This window comes from Roseibacillus ishigakijimensis, assembly GCF_016595415.1.
Classification (GTDB): domain Bacteria; phylum Verrucomicrobiota; class Verrucomicrobiia; order Verrucomicrobiales; family Akkermansiaceae; genus Roseibacillus; species Roseibacillus ishigakijimensis.
Genome location: NZ_JAENIO010000036.1, coordinates 26396 through 44888, shown reverse-complemented (window position 1 = coordinate 44888; position 18493 = coordinate 26396). Strand labels below are relative to the sequence as shown.

Annotated in this window: 9 protein-coding genes; 5 read left to right on the top strand and 4 right to left on the bottom strand. The window is 59.2% G+C overall.

Annotated features, from left to right (window positions below; all coding sequences use genetic code 11):
* Positions 1-228 precede the first annotated feature (228 nt).
* The 5 genes from JIN78_RS12860 (at position 229) to JIN78_RS12840 (ending at position 11363) form a co-directional block, all read left to right on the top strand.
* Positions 229-498: a hypothetical protein gene (locus JIN78_RS12860; protein ID WP_200392385.1), complete on the top strand. Its 270-nt coding sequence runs from the start codon at positions 229-231 to the stop codon at positions 496-498.
* A 104-nt stretch (positions 499-602) separates the two neighbouring features.
* Positions 603-2921 carry a hypothetical protein gene (locus JIN78_RS12855; RefSeq protein ID WP_200392384.1) on the top strand — a complete coding sequence of 773 codons (2319 nt, stop codon included), beginning with the start codon at positions 603-605 and terminating at the stop codon, positions 2919-2921.
* Positions 2922-2987: 66 nt separating this feature from the next.
* Positions 2988-8501 (top strand): hypothetical protein, encoded by a 5514-nt coding sequence (locus JIN78_RS12850; RefSeq protein ID WP_200392383.1) that lies wholly within the window; start codon positions 2988-2990, stop codon positions 8499-8501.
* 30 nt (positions 8502-8531) lie between these two features.
* Positions 8532-9137 (top strand): hypothetical protein, encoded by a 606-nt coding sequence (locus JIN78_RS12845; protein WP_200392382.1) that lies wholly within the window; start codon positions 8532-8534, stop codon positions 9135-9137.
* A gap of 51 nt (positions 9138-9188) precedes the next feature.
* Positions 9189-11363, top strand: a complete 2175-nt coding sequence (locus JIN78_RS12840) for an excinuclease ABC subunit UvrB (RefSeq protein WP_200392381.1) — start codon at positions 9189-9191, stop codon at positions 11361-11363.
* A gap of 13 nt (positions 11364-11376) precedes the next feature.
* On the opposite strand, the gene JIN78_RS12835 is transcribed toward JIN78_RS12840, so the two are convergent.
* The 4 genes from JIN78_RS12835 to JIN78_RS12820 form a co-directional block, all read right to left on the bottom strand.
* The gene (locus tag JIN78_RS12835; RefSeq protein WP_200392380.1) at positions 11377-11973 is read right to left on the bottom strand and encodes a hypothetical protein; all 597 of its coding nucleotides are present in this window, start codon (positions 11971-11973) and stop codon (positions 11377-11379) included.
* A 681-nt stretch (positions 11974-12654) separates the two neighbouring features.
* The gene (locus tag JIN78_RS12830; RefSeq protein WP_200392379.1) at positions 12655-15744 is read right to left on the bottom strand and encodes an efflux RND transporter permease subunit; all 3090 of its coding nucleotides are present in this window, start codon (positions 15742-15744) and stop codon (positions 12655-12657) included.
* On the bottom strand, positions 15737-16927 hold the full coding sequence (locus tag JIN78_RS12825; protein WP_200392378.1) for an efflux RND transporter periplasmic adaptor subunit: 1191 nt from the start codon (positions 16925-16927) through the stop codon (positions 15737-15739). The genes JIN78_RS12830 and JIN78_RS12825 overlap by 8 nt, the downstream gene beginning before the upstream one ends.
* 27 nt (positions 16928-16954) lie before the next feature.
* Entirely contained in the window at positions 16955-18340 is a 1386-nt protein-coding gene (locus tag JIN78_RS12820; RefSeq protein WP_234037981.1) for an efflux transporter outer membrane subunit, read from the bottom strand.
* Between the last annotated feature and the right edge of the window lie 153 nt (positions 18341-18493).

Sequence of the window (18493 nt, the reverse complement as noted above, 5' to 3'; positions counted from 1 at the left end):
CGCGCTGCTCGACTTGTCAAGGGAAAAAGGTGGTTTTTGCCAATCTAATTTGCTGGCTACGAATCGGTTAGGCTCTTAACCTGACGCGAATGGGAAACTTGGAGGGTCGCTAGTGCTCCTCACTTTTTGCCTTCTCACCAGGTCAAAACGATCTGGACAAGCAAAAGCGGCACGGGGACTTATGATTTCAACACCACTTCACACGGTATCCCTATCGGGTCTCGCGGAGTGATTCTTCAAGTCCTCGTCTCCGGTCATGAGAGTACCAACGGAGGAGTCGCCTTCAACCAATCCAACGGTCACATCCCCTCCAACGAGGTCTCGCCTTGGGGAGCAAACGGATTGGTTTCCTACGGGGGGAACTGGTCTTCGGGGACTGTTTTTGTCCCGTTCACCGACAACAGCAACTATCAAATCAAATACATACACAACACGGCGGACAACTGGAATAACGACAATGGAGGTAAATCCCACGTCACACTGATTGGCTATTTTTAGGAGAAATCAACGGACGCTTCTCTCCTTGGGGACGTCAGCCCCAGCTACCCCGCAGGGGAAGTTCTCCTTCCCCTGCCCTCTTGCACCTCACCCGCATTCGGCCCATGAAATCACGCATCTTTCTCCTCACTACTCTCCTCGCCCTTAGCAGTGCCCTCGCACAAATGACGCCCTCCGTCGAAAACCGGCTGCTCTCGCCGGACGACAACCAGCCTCTCCCGGCCAAACGCCAGGATAGTGCGGCCGCGACCACTTCCGCAGGCACTTCCAAAGTGTCCAGCAACGAAAACACCGTCCACTCCCCGGTCAGCACCTCGACGGGAGACTACATCATGTCTTCGTCAACGCTCGGATATGGATTCGTCAGTGCCGGCAGCGACTTCCTCTACGGTGACGAAGTCCTGCCTCCTCTGGAGGATTACCTCGGCAATCCTCTCACCCTGGCCGAAGCACGCTCCCACTGGCGCCGTGAGCCCGCCCGTCCGGGAGAAGTCATCAACAACGGGCAACCCGCGCCCGTCGACGAGTCCTTTACCGAACCTTACTACTACAGCCCCCATGCAGAGATGGTCTTTGCCTCTCAAACCGGTGAAATCGCTCTCATCTGGGTCACTGCCGAGCCTCATGAAGGGCAGTACCAAACCTCCGAGAGTGTTCTGCGCATCGGAGCCGGCACCAATCGCACCCGACGTCCTCTCTATTGGACGGAAGCCGGCTCTGACGCTCCCGCAGTAACAATCCCCCGCGCCATCGTCTCTCAGGTCAAACTCATCTACAGCGACAAGATGCCCGCTACCGTGGAAGAGAATGAGGTTGTCCAACCCGAAAATCCCATTGACCCCAGTTTGCTGCCAAAAACCACTGTCTGGTTCGATTTGCAGCAAGAACAGCTTCGCGCCTACAACAAGGAAGGACGCGTCCTCATCGAATACCTTGGACGCCCACGTGGGGCCGATGGGTCCGGCCTCCGTGAATACCTCGGCATCGAAGTCATTGAGGTCAGTCGCGAGCTACGCTCCACCCTTGCCGAAGTCGAGGTGGGTCGACAAATTTTACCCTCTCTCCCGGACGACACCCTCACCCCTTCCCCTGTTGATCTTTACTTTGGAGGCGATTCCTACATCGAGACGCAATATTACCAAAACAAGCTTCTCTACTACGCGGTGCGGGAGAATGACATTCCCGAACGAGTGCAATTTTACTGGTTGAAAGAGGGAGCCCACACCATCAAGTGGCCCCAACTTCTCAACTCCTACCAAATTTCTTGGCCAGAAGACATTGCGGACTTCGAAGGCGTCTTTGTGCGTCCCACTAACCCGGCCGATAGTTCGCAAAGCTGGATTGATCTCCCTTCCAATAACACCCCTAAACTCATTTATCAGGATGATCCGGAGGGAGAGGAAGCCGAATTTGACCTGCAGCAAAATCTCTTCGTTTCGCTGGGAGACGACGGAATCAATCGTTCTCTCGTGCTCTTCCAGGCCCAGAATGCCTTCTGGTATGCCCGCATCTACACCGCGAGCGAAGAGGTCCTAGGAGACCAGGATGGCATCGAAGGGTTCGACCTGCGGGAAACAGTCACCGTGGGGCAGCGAATCGAAGCCCCGCCAGAAGCCGACAGCAGCGCGGGATTCATCGTCGAAGACTTTGATGGCACCCGTGGTGATGCTTACAATCCCAACTCTTACCTTTCTCCCTATTCATCCGGCGGTGTGGTCAATGCTGAAAGTGGAGCCATCATCCCAGTCAACGCTCTCCCCGGTAACGACGAGCTCCGCGTCTGGTGGTTCAAGCGGATGGAGCCGCCCGCGCAATTTGCCGATGTCTTTGAACCTGTCTACATTCCCAGTATCGTCGGGCACTACGACCTCGTCTGGCCGACCGATGCCGCCGAGATCGTGCTCGCCTCCAACCGGGGATCGGGTGACCTCCCCTCCAATCAAGCTGCGGGCACTCTCTATGTGCAAAATGACCCGACTGCTACTGGCTACAACCCCAATGAAGAACACGCCCTCATGCTAGGCGGGCAAGCCTATGCCTTGCGCGACGATCTGAACGAGGAAAGCACCAGCTCGGAACCCTTTGTGCTCCTTTCCTACCAAGAAGACGATGACCGGCCCGCCATGCGTCCCTTCCGGGTCGTGCGTGAAAATGCGGAATACTCCTTCGACTACACCGCTACCGCAGGGACCATTCTGCAATCGCCCATGCCTCTTCCTCTACTGGAACCCCCGCTCAATGCGGAGGGAGAAACCGCCAATACGGAAGTGACCCCCGTGAACTTGGATCCGGTCACCAACGGACCTGCTAGTGATAACCTGACGCACTACGACCGCTTCACCTACGAGGATCGGAAGGGCAACCTCTGGATCTACCGCGGACCTCACGATGGCGGGGAAGCTTCCTCAGCCCTCCAAGTGTAGTATTACTACAAGACCCGGGAAGGATTCGCCTTCCCCGGTGCGGGGGGAGTTGACGAGGCTCCCGCAGTGGGAACCATTGTGCCCTACCTCCGCCCACTGGATGAGAATGATCTTCCCATCGGCGATCCCATCACCGGGACACCTCTCACCGTCAACTACCGCCCTTCTTGGCCCGAGCAAACTCCGGTTCTTCATTTTGCGGAAACCCTCACCTTGCCCAAGTCCGGCTTGCCCCAAGTGCGTGGTCAGAGCTCTACCGAAATTCTCTATCAACAATCCATCGCCTCCGACTTCGCGGCCCAACAACCCAGCGTCTCACTTTATGATCCCACGGCGCAAAGAACCGCACCACTCTCCCCGACGGGTCTCAGCAGTCTCCCGGGCAGCGTGGCGACTACCATTTATGGCGGCCGCTCCTACTTCCAAGGCCTTCCCAGCCATCTCCAGGAACGCCTGTTCTACGACTCGGCAGTCGGAGAGCTGGGAGCCCTCGTCTTCATCGGAGAGTTCTTCGATGAGCCCGCAGGGGAAGATTACCTCCTTCCCAATGTCTTGACTCCCGCAGATATCGAAACCATCGACAATCTCTGCAGTGAATCGGATCCTTTACGGGCCGAATGGGAAACGGCAATCCGAAGTCTCGCTTTTGAATTCCTCGTCACCCTCCCGGATGGACAAGGCTCCACCACTGAACTCCGAGACACCTTCCCCTTCCTCCAAAGTCACGGTTTAGAGGCCTTTCTCGGCCTTCTCATGGAAGGGATCATCGGAGCAGGCACTCCTCCCACCGCCCCCAAGGAAATCCTTTCCCCCAACCAAGCGGTCGATAGCTACGCCCTTTCCGCCACCGGCGGAGGCTCGGGATACGTGGTCCTGCTCACTGGCAATGGTTCGGCCTACACCCCAGAAGAAGAGCCCGTGGCCATGCATATCTTCCGGGTAGGAGAGGAACTCTATCAGGGCGAATTGAAGCCTCTCACCGCGGCCAATCCCCTTTCAGAGAATGTCACCGTGCAGTTCACGGGGGACTTTGCCGGTCGTCCGGATTACTTCGAATTCCAATGGATGAAATCCCCTCCTCTCAATGGCCAACCCCCAGCGGTCTACACCTTTACCAACGAACTGTTTCCGCTTCCCGATAGTCTGGAATTTGCCATTGATGACAACAACGGCCCCAACGACTCACCCGCGCAATGGGATGATCGAGTCGACGGAAACCAGGCCAGCCATCCCGTCGGTGACGCCACCTACACCTTGCTCGAGCTTGCCACTTCCGGCTCCGATCTGCCGCCCCTCAATCTCGGAGCGGAGACTCCCCGGCAACGCCTGCGGGCAAGCGTCGATTTCTCCTCACTGCTCGACGAGAATTCCGAATTTGCAGACCTCTACGTCTCCATCAAAAAAGACGACCTCGACGGACTCGCCCTCAGCTTGGATGGCAGCGAGCCCGTGATCCGCTTCGGAAATCCAGACCAGATTGACACCGAAACCGTCAGTCCGCCCTCGGACCTTGCCGTGCCCCTGATTGGTGAAGAAGGATTCTCTCTCTTCAGAGTCCCAGGCAAACTCCTCAATCCCGACAGTCCCACGGAGTTGGCCTTCATCCACACCGGACCTCATAGTGATTCGGAAGGCGCCCGCCGACTCGTCTTTGAGGTTCGTCTGGGCCTGACCATCCGAACCACCCATGTGGAAGACAACTTCGTCAGTGTCGGCCTCCCGGAAGTCGGCAAAAATCGCCACCTGGTCTCCGGAGCGGGCGTGGAAACCCTTTCCGACAACTACTATGTCATGCGTTATCGCCCCATCGAAGGACACTCCCTCTATCCGGCCGGAGGTTATACGGAAGAACATCCCGGCTGGTCTGATTGGACTTCTCCCGTGCTCGTGGAAGGCTGGATCAAACGCGTTCTCGCAGGCATCAATCCTTTCAACCAGCGCATCAGTGACTTCTATCAGAATGCGATCGACTCCGATGTCAGTCTCCTGACCCAAGCCGGAACGCGCTGGGAGGGTGATATCGCTCTCAATCTGGATGCGGTGCAAGATGCGGGATTGATCGAAATCTACGAGACGGTTCTGAAGCGAGGAATGAGCCTCTCCATCGACGGCACCCCTTCCATCGACTATGGCCCGGCCAACGATGCCCTTCTGCTGGCAGCCGGTTACCTCAATGATCTTTATATGGCACTGGGGAATGAGGCCTATGCTGACGCTCTCAACCCCACGGTCTCTTACGATGCTCAAAACATCGGGACCATTGCCGAGCCTGCCCTCGCGGCCGGCTTCGAAGAAACCTTCCGCAACACCGCCACCGCCCGCTTCGCCTTCCAAGGCCAAGTGCCCAGTCTTTTGGAAGAAGAGCTGGGGCTCTTGCGCGGACGCGATGATTTCCTCGCCCCTGGCGTGCAAACCCGGCCGGCTTACAATCGACTGTATTGGAACTACACCAGAGGAATTGATGCCGGCGAAGTCATCTATGCCCTCAATTACAACATCCATGAACAGGATGACGACAATTCCGATGGTCGGGTGGACGCGGTCGATGCCCAACACATGTTCCCGCAAGCCCATGGAGATGCCTATGGCCATTACCTCTCTGCGCTGAAGAATTACTATCGTTTACTCGAGGATACGGAGTTCACCTGGGGAACACGCGTGGAAGCGGTCAACATTCTCGGCCAACCCGTAACCGTGGATTATCTCGACGAGCGCAAGTTCGCCGCCGCCGCTGTCGCCACCGTGCGAACCTCGGACCAAATCCTTTCTCTCGAACGCCGTCGGGCCTTCCAAAATCCGACCGCCGGATGGGAAAACCTCGCTGATGGACGCGAGAACTCCAACACCGGACGCACCCGCCACTGGGGAGCCGCCGACTGGGCTTCCCGTGGAGGCCAAGGGGCTTACTTCCACTGGGTCGTGGGTAATGCCATTCTCCCGGAAGAAGATACCGTCAACGAAGGCGTGCAAAAAATCGACCGCACCACGGTGGCCGAACTCAATGAACTCGCTGCGCTGGGTAACAAAATCCAACGCCAAATCGACTCGGCCAATCGCAAGCAAAACCCTTTGGACCTTGCGGAAGACAGCCTCCTTTTTGACATTTCTCCCGACGAACTGGCGGAGGGCAAAACTCACTTCGAACAAATCTATGATCGAGCCGTGCGCGCCCTCGGCAATGCCAATACCGTCTTTGAACGGGCTTCCGCCAGCACGCATCTCCTTCGCTCGCTGGAAAACCAGCAAGTCAACCTGGGTCAAACCATCGCGGATGAAGAGCGAGCCTACGTCAACGAACTCATCGCTCTCTACGGTATGCCCTATCCCTCAGACATCGGCCCCGGCAAGACCTACGCCCAAGGCTATGAAGGCCCGGATCTCTATCATTTCAACAAGATCTCCCGACCCTACGAAGTCTTCACCAAAGAGCAGCTCTTCGCCTTCCCGGACTCTGGTGAGAACGGAAATGCCACCGAGACCTTCAGTCTCATGGTGAAGGATGACGGGCTTATCAACACTCTCGAAAACCCGCTGATTGTCAATTCCATCATTGATATCGATCTTTCCGAAATCGAGGCCTTGGGGCTCTCCCAACTCGGCCTCATTGAAATCGGTCCCGGGAGCGTTCTCATCAACCCATACCTCACGGAGGTTTCCAACCTCGATGGCGCGTCCGAAACTTCGCGCACCGTGAACTATACGGTCCAGGAAAGCACTGGCCCTTACCAATTGGTCTCTGCTTCCGACGGCTCCCGTCCGGCCAATGGAACGATTCAAGAACAGCTCAACGCCGTCCGCTTGGCCGAGGAACAATTCTACATTGCCCTGTGGGACATGCAGGAGGACCGCAAGTTCTTCCTCGCCTCGATGCAAGATGTCCGCAAAGACCTGGAGAACAAGATAGCGGACCGAAAATTGGACAGCACCCTCGTCTTTGAACAACTCGCTTACAAACTGATTGTGCCTGGTCTCGAATACATCAAAAAGAAATTCGTTACCGTAGAACGAACCATCGACGAGAGCTTCCTCGCCGTCAGGCTTGCCTTCCCCGAATCAGTGGGTGTTTCCCCGGACATCACTTCGGCAGCCCGCGCAGCGGCCCTAGCCTCTGCAATCACGACCAAGATTCCCACCACCTTTGGGGAAGATGCCATGGATATGGCTCTCACTGCCCTTGAGAAAGCGCACGAGCAATTCGAGATCTTTATCGAGAATGAAAAAACCTTGCTAGAACGAGACGACGCGCTGCGCGAACTCATCACCGATATGCTCAACCAATATCGAGAAGTTCTGGCTCGCATCTATGAGGTCGACGCTGCCTATGTGGAATATCGTCGGGCAGTGGAAGGTTACAACACCCTCGTAGCCGACGGGGAAACCATCCTGCGTCTCCGCGAAACCTTCCGCAAGCGCGCCGCCGCCACCGTGCAAGGCTACCGCACCCGCGATGTCGCCTTCCGCGCCTTCCGCACCGAAGCCTTGGACGAATACCAGACCCTCCTCGACTGGGCATCTCGCTACACCTTCCTCGCGGCCCAGGCCTACGACTACGAAACCGGTCTCCTCGGCTCTGCCGAAGGCAAGGAGTATCTCGGTGACATCATCGCCTCCCGCGCCCTTGGTATTGTGGGAGAGAACGGACAGCCCACCTTCGGAGGAAGTTCGGCCGGAGACCCGGGCCTATCCGGCCTCCTCGCTCGCATGAAGGCTGACTGGGAAGTGGTGGAGGGCCGCCTCGGCTTCAACAATCCCGAGACCTACGGCACCACCGTCTCCTTACGACGTGAGTTCTTCCGCATCCCCGATGGGCCAGAAGGGGACGTTGCCTGGAGACAACTCTTGGAGAGCCTCGTCCTCGACGACCTCGCCTTCGATTCCGACATCGCGACCCATGCCCTCCAGGTCAATCAGGAGACTCTCGGTGCCCAAGCCGGAATTGTTCTCTCTTTCCCCACCACGATTGAGGAAGGCCGCAATCTCTTCGGCCATCCCCTCGCGGCGGGAGATCACAACTTCACCGTCACGAATTTCGCGACAAAAATCTCTTCGGTGGGAGTGGTCTTGGAAGGGTATCAAGGAATGGACCCTTGCCTCATCTGCCAATCGGGAAGCGGAGACCCCAGCCACAACCATGACGACGCGCTCAGCTCCACTCCCCATGTCTTCCTCTTGCCCACGGGAGTCGACCTGATGCGTGCGCCCCCCTTGGGCGACACACGGGATTTCCGTCGCTGGATGGTTCACGATCATGCCCTCCCCCTCCCCTTCAACATCGGAGCCAATGACTTCAATGAAGGTGAATACTACCGCAATGGGGAAAGCCTGACTGAAGAATTCCGCATCCCTCGTCGACACAACGCCTTCCGGGCGGTCAATCGCGAAGACTACTTCTACACCCCCTTGGCCGCCGATTACACCAGTAGTCGCTTGGTCGGGCGCTCGGTCTGGAACACCCAATGGAAACTCGTGATTCCCGCGCTCGAGCTCCTGTCCGAAGAAGACGAGGGCTTGGCCCGCTTCATCAACTCGGTGACTGATATCAAACTCCATTTCCGCACCTACAGCTATGCCGGAAACTGATTCCGCCAACCCTGACCCCTGCTCAAAACGATGAAAACGAACGCAACAAGCAAGAGCCGAACCCTCGCAGCCTACTTCTTGGGTGTCACCCTCTCCCCAGTGTATGGTGCGGTCACCGCTCACTTCGAATGGGATTCCGGCATTCGCCCCATCAACTCCTTCGAGCCCTATGAAGAAAATGGCCTTCTCTTCAGCTCCGCAAATCCCAATGCGGCGGTCCTAGCCTACTCTCCCGGGGAGGACCAGGTCATGGAGGGCAATGCCACAGGCTACCTTGGCTTCGCTGCGGGAAACCAAATCACGATCCGCTACGACGAGGGCGCCTTCATCATTCAGTCCCTCGAAGTGGGGCGCGAAGAAATCGAAAGCGGCGCATTGAACATCACCATTCAGGGAATCAGCGCGACAACAGCTCCCGACCAGGAACTCACCCTCACCGGGGTGACCTCCCTACAGAGCGTGTCCCTCGGCTGGTCTGGAATCAGCGAGTTGCTCATCTCCAGTAGTGGCAACACTGGCATTGACCGCGTCGTCATCGAGCCTGCGACGGTGCCCGAACCCAGCTCGGCATCCTACCCCTTTCTTGCCGGGCTCGTTCTCGCCCTGCGACGGCGCCGAAGGTCCCCGGGAGAGTGAAGGTGAGAATTTCCCCATTGGACTCGGAGCCGTTTCGGCGCAGATTGGGCCATGCCCTTTCAACTTGCCAGTGACTACCAGCCTGCCGGCGATCAAGCCCAGGCCATTGCCAAGCTCACCAAGTCTCTCCAGGCCGGCAACCAGCACCAGACCCTGCTCGGGGTCACGGGCTCGGGCAAGACCTTCACCATGGCGAATGTGATTCAGAATATCGGAAAGCCGACTCTGATCATGTCCCACAACAAGACCCTCGCCGCCCAGCTCTACTCCGAGTTCAAGAACTTCTTCCCCCAAAACGCGGTCGAATATTTTGTTTCCTACTTCGATTACTACCAGCCGGAGGCCTATATCCCCCGCACCGATACCTATATCGAAAAGGATTCCTCCATCAACGATGAGATCGAGCGCATGCGCCTCTCCACCATGGGCTCGGTGCTCACCCGGCAGGACGTCATCGTGGTGGCCTCGGTCTCCTGCATCTACGGTCTCGGTTCGCCCGATGATTATGAAAGCGCGATGCTGCCGGTCTGGGTGGGGAAAGAAATCGGACGCGACGAGTTTCTCAAGGAGCTGGTCAACCTCCTCTTCGAACGCAATGACATCGCCTTTGGCCGGGGAAAATTCCGGGTGCGCGGCGATGTCGTCGAAATCCAGCCCGCCTACCTCGACGAGACCGCCATCCGGGTGGAGTTCTTTGGCGACGAGATCGAGCGCATTTCCAGCATCGATGCCCTACGCGGCACCGTCATCGACCGACTGGAATCCCACACCTTTTTCCCTGCCAAACAGTTCGTCACCGACCGCACCAAGATGAAGGATGCCATGCGGGCCATCAAGGCGGAATGCGCCGAGCAAGTGGCCGCCTTTGAGAAAGCGGGCAAGCTCATCGAGGCCCAGCGGCTGAAGATGCGCACCGATTACGATCTGGAGATGATGGAGGAAATGGGCTTTTGCCAAGGGATCGAGAACTACTCCCGCCACCTCACCGGCCGGCCGCCGGGCGCGCGCCCATACACCCTGCTGGACTTCTTTGCCGAGAAGGACTTCCTCCTCATGATCGACGAGAGCCACGTCTCCCTACCCCAGATTGGCGGCATGTATGAGGGCGACCGCAGCCGCAAGACCGTCCTCGTCGAGCACGGCTTCCGCCTCCCCAGCGCCCTGGACAACCGCCCTCTGAAATTCCCCGAATTCATGGAGCAGACCACCCAGCGGCTCTACGTCTCCGCCACTCCCGGGGTCTTCGAGCTCGCCAATTCGCGCCCGGACAACAAGCATTATCTCGACATCAAGAGAGACGCCGAAGGCCGGGGTCTCGACTTCCTGGCCTTGAAAAAAATGAAGGTGCAGACCAGCGGCAGCGAGGAAGCGGTGGCCGACTTCGATCCGGGCAAACGGGGAAAACCTCTTGTCGTCGAGCAAATCATCCGTCCCACCGGCTTGCTCGATCCCATCCTTCATCTCAAGCCTCTCAAGGGCCAGATCGACGAGACCATCGAGCTCTGCCGGCAGCGGGTGGAGCGCGGCGAACGGGTGCTGGTGACGACCTTGACCAAAAAAACGGCGGAGGACCTCACCGACTACCTCAGCGGGGTGGACCTCAAGGTGCGCTACCTGCATGCCGACATCGATGCCGTCGAGCGGGTGGAAATCCTCCGCGCCCTCCGCGCCGCCGAGTTCGATATTCTCGTCGGCATCAACCTCCTCCGCGAAGGCCTCGACCTACCGGAAGTCTCTCTGGTTTGCATTCTCGATGCCGACAAGGAGGGCTTTCTCCGCAACGAGACCTCTCTCATCCAGACCGCCGGACGGGCCGCGCGCCACGTCAATGGCGAGTGCGTGCTCTTCTGCGACAAGGTCACCGACTCTATCCAGCGCCTCATCGACGTCACCGAATACCGCCGCACCAAGCAGCAGGAATACAACGAGCAGCACGGCATCACGCCCCAGAGCGTCGTCCGCAAGGTGCAGCAGAGCCTGCATCAATACGACGAATCCAGTAGCAAAGGACGCCAGGTCAATCAGAGCCTCGTCGCGGAAGACGACCTCGTCTACAACGCTACCGAAGTGCTCCGCGAGCTGGAAGGCGAGATGCAGGAAGCCGCCGCCAAGCTGGAATTCGAGCGCGCGGCCCACCTGCGCGACCAAATCAAGCAACTCAAGGAAAAGGCGGGCCTCGCCGAAAAGCCAGGCGCGAAGAAAAAGGTGACCTACGGGAAAAAATGACTCCGTCGGGGCCTCATCCGCCGACGAATCCGCCAAACTGCCCGTTTTGCTCAAAAGAAAGAGTCTTGCGGAAATAAAGGCGATTGTCCTGCTTGCCCACGTAGCGGAACTCCACCACCAGCAGCCGTTCCCCCAGCCAGCGCAGGGGTTTCTCGGCCCAGCGGCGAATCGTCCGGTCCGTCCCGGCGTAGTGCCCCACCGAATACACCGTGAACTCCGGCAAGGGCACCCGCTGGAAGCCCCCGTCTGCTCGCCGACGATAGACCATCAGCTTGCTATCCCGGTCCAGACTGTCGTGGATGGCCACCGCCGTGCCCTCCGCATTCCAGACCACCTCGACCCAGTCGCTGGGCTGATCTTCGCTGGCATACTGATGGCGAATGGGCACGCGGGCGAGAACCTCCCCGTGGTGCTTGTTCATCAAGACCATCTCGGTGGCCGAAGCCGACCCCTGATAAATGCGGTAGAGCCCCACTCCCTGGCGCGATTCTCCCCTGGAAACACGCTTGGCTTCCCTGAGATTGACCGGGGCCTCGGAGGACGAACAAGATAGAAGAAAGAGGGAAAGACCGATCCCGCAGAAGATGAGCAAACGCTGGAGAAACTTCATCACCACTCAGATTAACAAAAAGCCTTCAACTAAAATAATAGTTTTTACTTGCCCCCAGTAATCCACGGTCTCAAACTCACTCCCCCTCCGACCGCTACCAGAGCCCGAAATAGTGTCTCGAACTATCTCTACGAGATCGGGATCTTCCGCGATCTGCGCACCCGGAGCTCGGCCACCGACGAACTCATCCGCGTTGACCGATTCTCAATTACCGGAAGAGGCACCGTTTCACAATGCCGCAGACAGGGGCCTGCCAGATTCTGCCACTCCAGCGCGCCCGCTCCTTTTCCCAGATGGTCCGCATATCTTCACCCGGTCTTTCTGCCACAAAGATAGCCCGCGATGGTAAAGAGATTTGGCAGGACCAAAAAACACGAGCGGAATTGAAAGGTCTATTCCTTCCCCGCCTGCCCTCAGAAACAGAAGTCCCAGATGGATAAGAAGAGTGACCACACCAAAGCCTCGGCGCAGCCACCCCTTCTGCGCCAAGAAAGCGCAGGATAAGGGGATGGAGGGAATGAGGAGAGCCAAGAAACCTCCCCAAGCCACCACTAGGAGGGAGCCGATGATCCCAATCGCAACAAGAAAGGCAGCAAGGGGTTTTTGAAGAAACTCCATCAAACCAATCCTCAATTCAGATTCTTCCAATGACTAGCCAATTACCAAAAAAGCCTTTTTCCCTCATTTCCCCATGCGGATTTTCCACTCCTCCACCGTGAGGTAGAGGCAGGGCACCAGCACGAGGATGATGGCGGTGGCAAAGATGATGCCAAAGCCCAGCGAAATGGCCATGGGGATGAGGTATTGCGCCTGCAAGGACTTCTCCAGAATGATGGGCGTGAGGCCGCCAAAGGTGGTCATGGTGGTGAGCAGAATAGGCCGGAATCGCCGCAACCCGGCCTCCCGAATCGCCGCAAAGACAGGCATGACTTCCCGCTTCTTGTTGGCGTAGTCGATCATGATGATGGAATCGTTGACCACCACCCCGCTGAGGGCAATCACGCCCATGATGCTGATGAGGGAGAGATCGAAGCCGAGCAGAATATGCCCCGCGATGGCCCCCACGAGACCGAAGGGGATGGCCGAGAGCACAATGAGCGGCTGAATGTAGCTGCTGAAGGCGACCGCCAGAAGGGCGTAAATGATGACGATGGCCACCCCAAAGCCACTCCAGAGCGCGGCCGTGGACTCGCGCATATCGGCCTCGCTGCCCTCGAAGGTCCAGGTGATGCCAGGGTAGTCGGCCCGCAGCTGGGGCAGGACGTCGATATTCAGCGCTGTGATCATCTGGGTGATGGCCCGCTTGGGCTCGATGTCCATGGAGACATTGACCACCCGGCGGCCATCGCGACGGTTGATGCGGGTGAAGGCTTCCCCGGACTTGACCTTGACCACCTCCATGAGGGGAACCTCGGTGCCGGCGGGAGTCTGGATGACCAGATCCTCGAGGTGATGGATGTCTTCGCGCTCATTTTTGGGCAGCTTCACGCGCACTTCCACCTCATTGGTGCCGCGCAGGTAGCGGAGGGCCAGCGCGCCGTAGAAGGCATCGCGCACCTGTTGCCCCACCCCCGCCGCCGTCAGGCCCAGGGCCCGCCCTTCGGGCAGGAGCTCGAAGTCGAGCTGGCTTTTTCCCCGGTCGAAGTCGTCGTTGACATCCTTGGCAATGGTGAACTCGGCCAGCTTGGCCAGCAGATCGCGACTCGCCTTTTCCAAGACATCGGTGTCGGTATGGCTCAGGCTCACCGAGACATCGGGACGCGGGCCGCCGGGACCACTCTCCGCTTGGAACGTGATTTGGCTCACCCCCGCGATGTCCTCGATTTCGTCCCGCCACAAGCGAATGACCTCCTTGGCGGTCATGTCGCGCTCATCCGGGGGTTTCATCACGATCTCGACATCGACAAAGCTGCCCCGCCGCACGTTGGTCTTGATGCCATCGGACACCTCGTCCAGGCCGTGCTCATCGAACATTTTTCGCGTGGCAGCGGTGACCTCGTTGGCCACCCGGGCCGCTTGATCGGGGGTCACTCCCACCGGCAGGCGAATCCCGGCTTCAATCTCGTCGGCGGAGACTTCGGGCATGAGAATCATCCCCATGTGCGCACTGGTGGCGTATTTCCCGACCACCAAGAACATCACCACCGAGCCCACAATGGTCACGTAGCGGTAGCGCAGCGCCCCATCGAGGATCCGCCGATAGACATTCTGGATGAACCAGTCGAACCCCCTCAGAAAGAGCTGCTGGAGCTTGTGGATTTGCAGCGACAGTCCCCTGCGCTCGCTCTTGCGGGGCAGATGCGCGAGGTGACTGGGCAAAATGAAGAGCGCTTCCACTAGGGAAACGAGCAGGACCAGGATGACCACCCAGGGCAGGGGTTTCCAGAAGTTCCCCAGGGTGCCGGGGATGAACATGAGGGGGACAAAGGCGATGACGGTGGTGAGGATGGAAAAGACCACCGGCCGGGAAATATCGCTCGCCCCCAGGGTAGCCGCCCGCAGCGGATCGTGCACCTGCTGCCGTGTCTCGTAGATATTTTCCCCTACCACGATGGCGTCATCCACCACGATGCCCAGCACGATGAGGAAGGCGAACATGGAAACCATGCTGATGCTGATTCCCACCAGCGGCAGGAGCATGATGCCCCCGATGAAGGAAGCAGTCATCCCCATCATCACCCAGAAGGCGAGACGGATTTCGAGGAAAAGGGTGAGGATGCCCATCACGATCAAGATGGCGAGGCCGCCGTTTTCGAGGAGTAACATCATGCGATCGCGGAAATCCTCCGCACTGTTGCTGTCGATGCGCCAGCTGATGCCCTCGGGCAGACTGGCCTCGAACTCCTTCATCACCCGATCCACGGTGGCGGAGATATCGAGCGGCGACTGATCCCCCACGCGGAAAATATTGACCTGAATGGAAGGCCCCTGATTGAACTGGGAAGGAAACTCGCCCTCCTCGAAGCCATCGCGGATGGTCGCGATGTCGCCCAAGGTCACGGTCGCCCCCGAGCCCGCCGCGAGAATCTCGATGCCGGAGAATTCATCCGCGAACTGCTTGCGCTCTTTCATGCGCAAAAGAATTTCCCCCGCACGAGTCTCTACCGAGCCCGCCGCCGTGTCCTCGCTGGACGCGCGGATGATGCCCGCCACCTCGCTGAGGGTCAGTCCGTATTCCCGCAACTTGGCCCGTGAAATCTCGACGTGGGTCACGTATTCCGGCACCCGGTGCAGCTCCACCTGGGTGATGCCTTCCTCGCTCAAGAGCCGATCGCGCAGCCGCTCGGCAAGCACCCGCAGGCTCATGTCATCGGCTTGCCCGTAGAGCACCACGTTCATCACCTCCCGCGTGCGGGCCTGTAGGCGAACCTCCGGCTGCTCAATATCATCGGGGAAGGTGCGGATACGCGAGACCGCCTGGTCAATATCCTGGAAGGCCCGCATCCGGTCCACCCCGGCGATGAGCTCGATGCTCACCGTGCCATTGCCTTCCTGGGCCTGGGAATTCATCTCCTTGATGCCCTCCACCCCGCGCACGGTCTCCTCGATGGGCAGCAGAATCCCCTGCTCCACCTCACTGGGTGCCGCTCCGGGATAGCCCACCTGCACCTCCACAATATCGACCGCAAAATCCGGAAAAACCTCTTTTTGAATCTTGAGCGCGGTGAAGATCCCTCCCCCGAGCAAAATCATCATCAGCAGGTTGGCCGCGATGGAATTGCGCGCCCACCAGGCGATCAAGCCTTTGCCGTTGTCCTCTCCCTCACTCATCGCCGCCTTCTTCGGTTCGCAGGGCCGCCCCCTCGGTCACTGAGGCCAGACTGGTGGTGACCACTTTTTCTCCGGCGGCCAGCCCTTCGGAAATGTAAGCAAAGTCCTTGTCGCGGAAAACGATCTCCAGCTCGCGAATGGCCAGCTTTTCATCCACATTGACCCACGCGGTGTCGTTCTTGCGCACATATTGGCGCGGCAGCCGCACCACGTCGCGAATCGTCTCACCGAGAATAATGACGTCCAGCAGCGAACCGAGGATCAGCCCCGGCTCGCCATTCTCCCGCCCCAACGGATCGGCCACCGTGATGACCACCCGGGCCAAGCGGGTCTCGGCGTCCAGCGCTCCCAGCAGACGCTCCACCTTCCCCATCCGCATCGCGCCTTCCGCCCAGGAAACGGTATCGTGAATCTCCGCTTGCAAAGGACTCTCGGGCTCAAAGGAAATCCAGCGCAGCGCCGCCATGGGCACGGTGGCCACCACCCAATACTCATCCAGCCCCACCAGACGGCCCAATGCCGTCCCGGGCGAAACCCGAGCCCCCAGGTCCACCTCGCGGGAGAGCACCTGGGCATCGAAGGGAGCCCGCACTTCCGTGCGCTGCAGGTCCAGCTGGGCCTGCTCCACTGCCACCGCCGCCATCTCGACCGCCGCCTGCGCGGACTTCAGCTGGGGCTCGCGCAGCACCAGCCCTTTATCCTCCACTTCCATGGAATCCCCCAAGAGCTCCAAATCCAGCTGGGCCACGTTCTTGCGCCCTTCCTCCAGCTCCGCTTCCGCTTGCGCCTGGGCATATTCACTTTTCCGCTGGGCGAGAATTTTTTGGTAATCCGCCGGATCGATACGCACCAGCAGGTCACCCTGGGCGACCAGCCCCCCCTCGGTAAAAATCTCCGCCCGCTCCACGATCTCCCCCTGCACCCGGGCTCCCAGCGAGACCTCGCGCGAGGCCTGCACTTCGCCCAAAGCCTCGATGCGTGGCTGGAAGTCACCCGCCTCGGCCGCAATCGTCTGCACCAGCATGGCCGTGCGCTTGGCCGCCTGCGTGCGCTCCGCCTCCGGCTCAGTGGAGTCGATCCACTTCATCAGCAACCAGCCACCCACAATCAGCCCGATACACACCAGCGCGGTCACCCACCAGCGTCCGCCTTGGGGTGGTTTTTCGTCAACTTCCTCAGCCATCGTCTCTTTCTCTTTTCGCAAATTTTTTCAGTTCTTTCCACCCGACACACCACCCGCCAGGGAGCGATAGAGGGCGACCCGGTATTCCAGCAATTCCCGCCGCGCGGTCAGCAAGGTCCGCCGCAAGTCCTGCTCCCCATCCAGCGCGGTGAGCACATCGAGATACTCGCTCACCCCATTGAGAAATTCCCGCTGCAACTGTCGCGAACTGCGCTCGGCAAGGGTCAATTGAGTCTCCAATTGCTCGATGCGTTGCCGTTGTTTGCGCTCGCGAACGAGAGCATTCTCCACCTCCCTCATTGCAACGATGACCGTTTGGCGATAATCCGCAATGCTCTCTTCCAAGACGGCCTGCGTGCGTTCCACCTCCGCTCGCCGCCGTCCGCCATCCAGAATCGGCCCCACCAATTCCGCACCCAGCCGGGTCAACCAATCGGAAAAAAGCGCCGAGACCCCATCGGCCGCACTGCCCGTCGAACCCGTCAAAGTGAGACGGGGGAACTGGTCCGCAATAGCCACCGCCACCTCCGCATCGGCCGCCCTGATGCGTTCAAAAGCCGCCCGCACATCAGGCCGGCGTTGCAAGAGCGCCACCGGAACTCCCGTGCGTGGGGCCGCAGGCAAGGACGGCAAATCATGCCCCTGCGGCAATGACCCCGTCCCCGGCGCCTTCCCCAGCAGCACCGCCAACTCGTTTTCCAACACCCCGGTCTGCAGCTCGGCCACCGTCAACCGCTCGCGGGTGCTTTCCACCAACTGCCGTTGGCGCAAGATATCCACCCCGCGCCCCTGCCCTTCGACAAAACGTTTCTCCAAGCCCTGCACCACCTTGTCATTGGTGGCAATCTGCGCCCGCACCAAGTCCTGCTGCGCCCGCGCCTCCACCAGCTGAAACCACGTCGTCGCCACCTCCGCGGAGAGAGAAAGCGCCGCCGCCTGATAATCTTCTCCCGTCGCGCGCATCCGGAAATCCTCTGCCGCCACCTCCGCCTGAATGCGCCCCCAGAGGTCCACCTCATAGGACGCGCCCAGCCCGAGACCAAACACTCCCGCCGAATTCCCCTCCCCCAGTTCCAGCACAGTGCTCTCCGCCGAACCATCCAGCTGTAAATCCCACTGCGAACGGGCCTGTTGCCAAACCGCCCGGGCCTGCTTCAAACGCGCCGCCGCCACCTGCAAGGTGAAGCTCCCCCCAAGGGCCTGATTTTCCAGAGAATTGAGATCCCCATCGCCAAAAGCCCGCCACCATCGCTCGCCCACCGCCTCCGTGCCCGAACCCGAGAAATCCGCCGCCAAAGCAGGAGCGAGAGTCGGAGTCACCGCCCGCTCGAACTGACAGGATACCAGGGCCAAGCCCGCCAGCAACACCCCCGCAGGGAAGCCTTTTTTCCACATCCGCACTCCTTCTAACATCACATCGTCATCATCCCGGTTGGCAAACAGGGGTAACTTGGAGAGAGCTACGCATCCCGCAAGCAGAACTTACCCGAATCCCACCCTTTCCCCGCCCAACCCCGCACCCACCCCAGAGTTGCAAGACTTCTCAAATTTTTTCCACCAACCAAA

What these genes read in the sequence shown, in the direction of transcription:
- JIN78_RS12855 (WP_200392384.1), top strand. Translation starts at nt 603, where the DNA reads ATGAAATCACGCATCTTTCTCCTCACTACTCTCCTCGCCCTTAGCAGT.
- JIN78_RS12845 (WP_200392382.1), top strand. Translation starts at nt 8,532, where the DNA reads ATGAAAACGAACGCAACAAGCAAGAGCCGAACCCTCGCAGCCTACTTC.
- JIN78_RS12840 (WP_200392381.1), top strand. Translation starts at nt 9,189, where the DNA reads ATGCCCTTTCAACTTGCCAGTGACTACCAGCCTGCCGGCGATCAAGCC.
- JIN78_RS12835 (WP_200392380.1), bottom strand. Translation starts at nt 11,973, where the DNA reads ATGAAGTTTCTCCAGCGTTTGCTCATCTTCTGCGGGATCGGTCTTTCC.
- JIN78_RS12830 (WP_200392379.1), bottom strand. Translation starts at nt 15,744, where the DNA reads ATGAGTGAGGGAGAGGACAACGGCAAAGGCTTGATCGCCTGGTGGGCG.
- JIN78_RS12825 (WP_200392378.1), bottom strand. Translation starts at nt 16,927, where the DNA reads ATGGCTGAGGAAGTTGACGAAAAACCACCCCAAGGCGGACGCTGGTGG.
- JIN78_RS12820 (WP_234037981.1), bottom strand. Translation starts at nt 18,340, where the DNA reads ATGTTAGAAGGAGTGCGGATGTGGAAAAAAGGCTTCCCTGCGGGGGTG.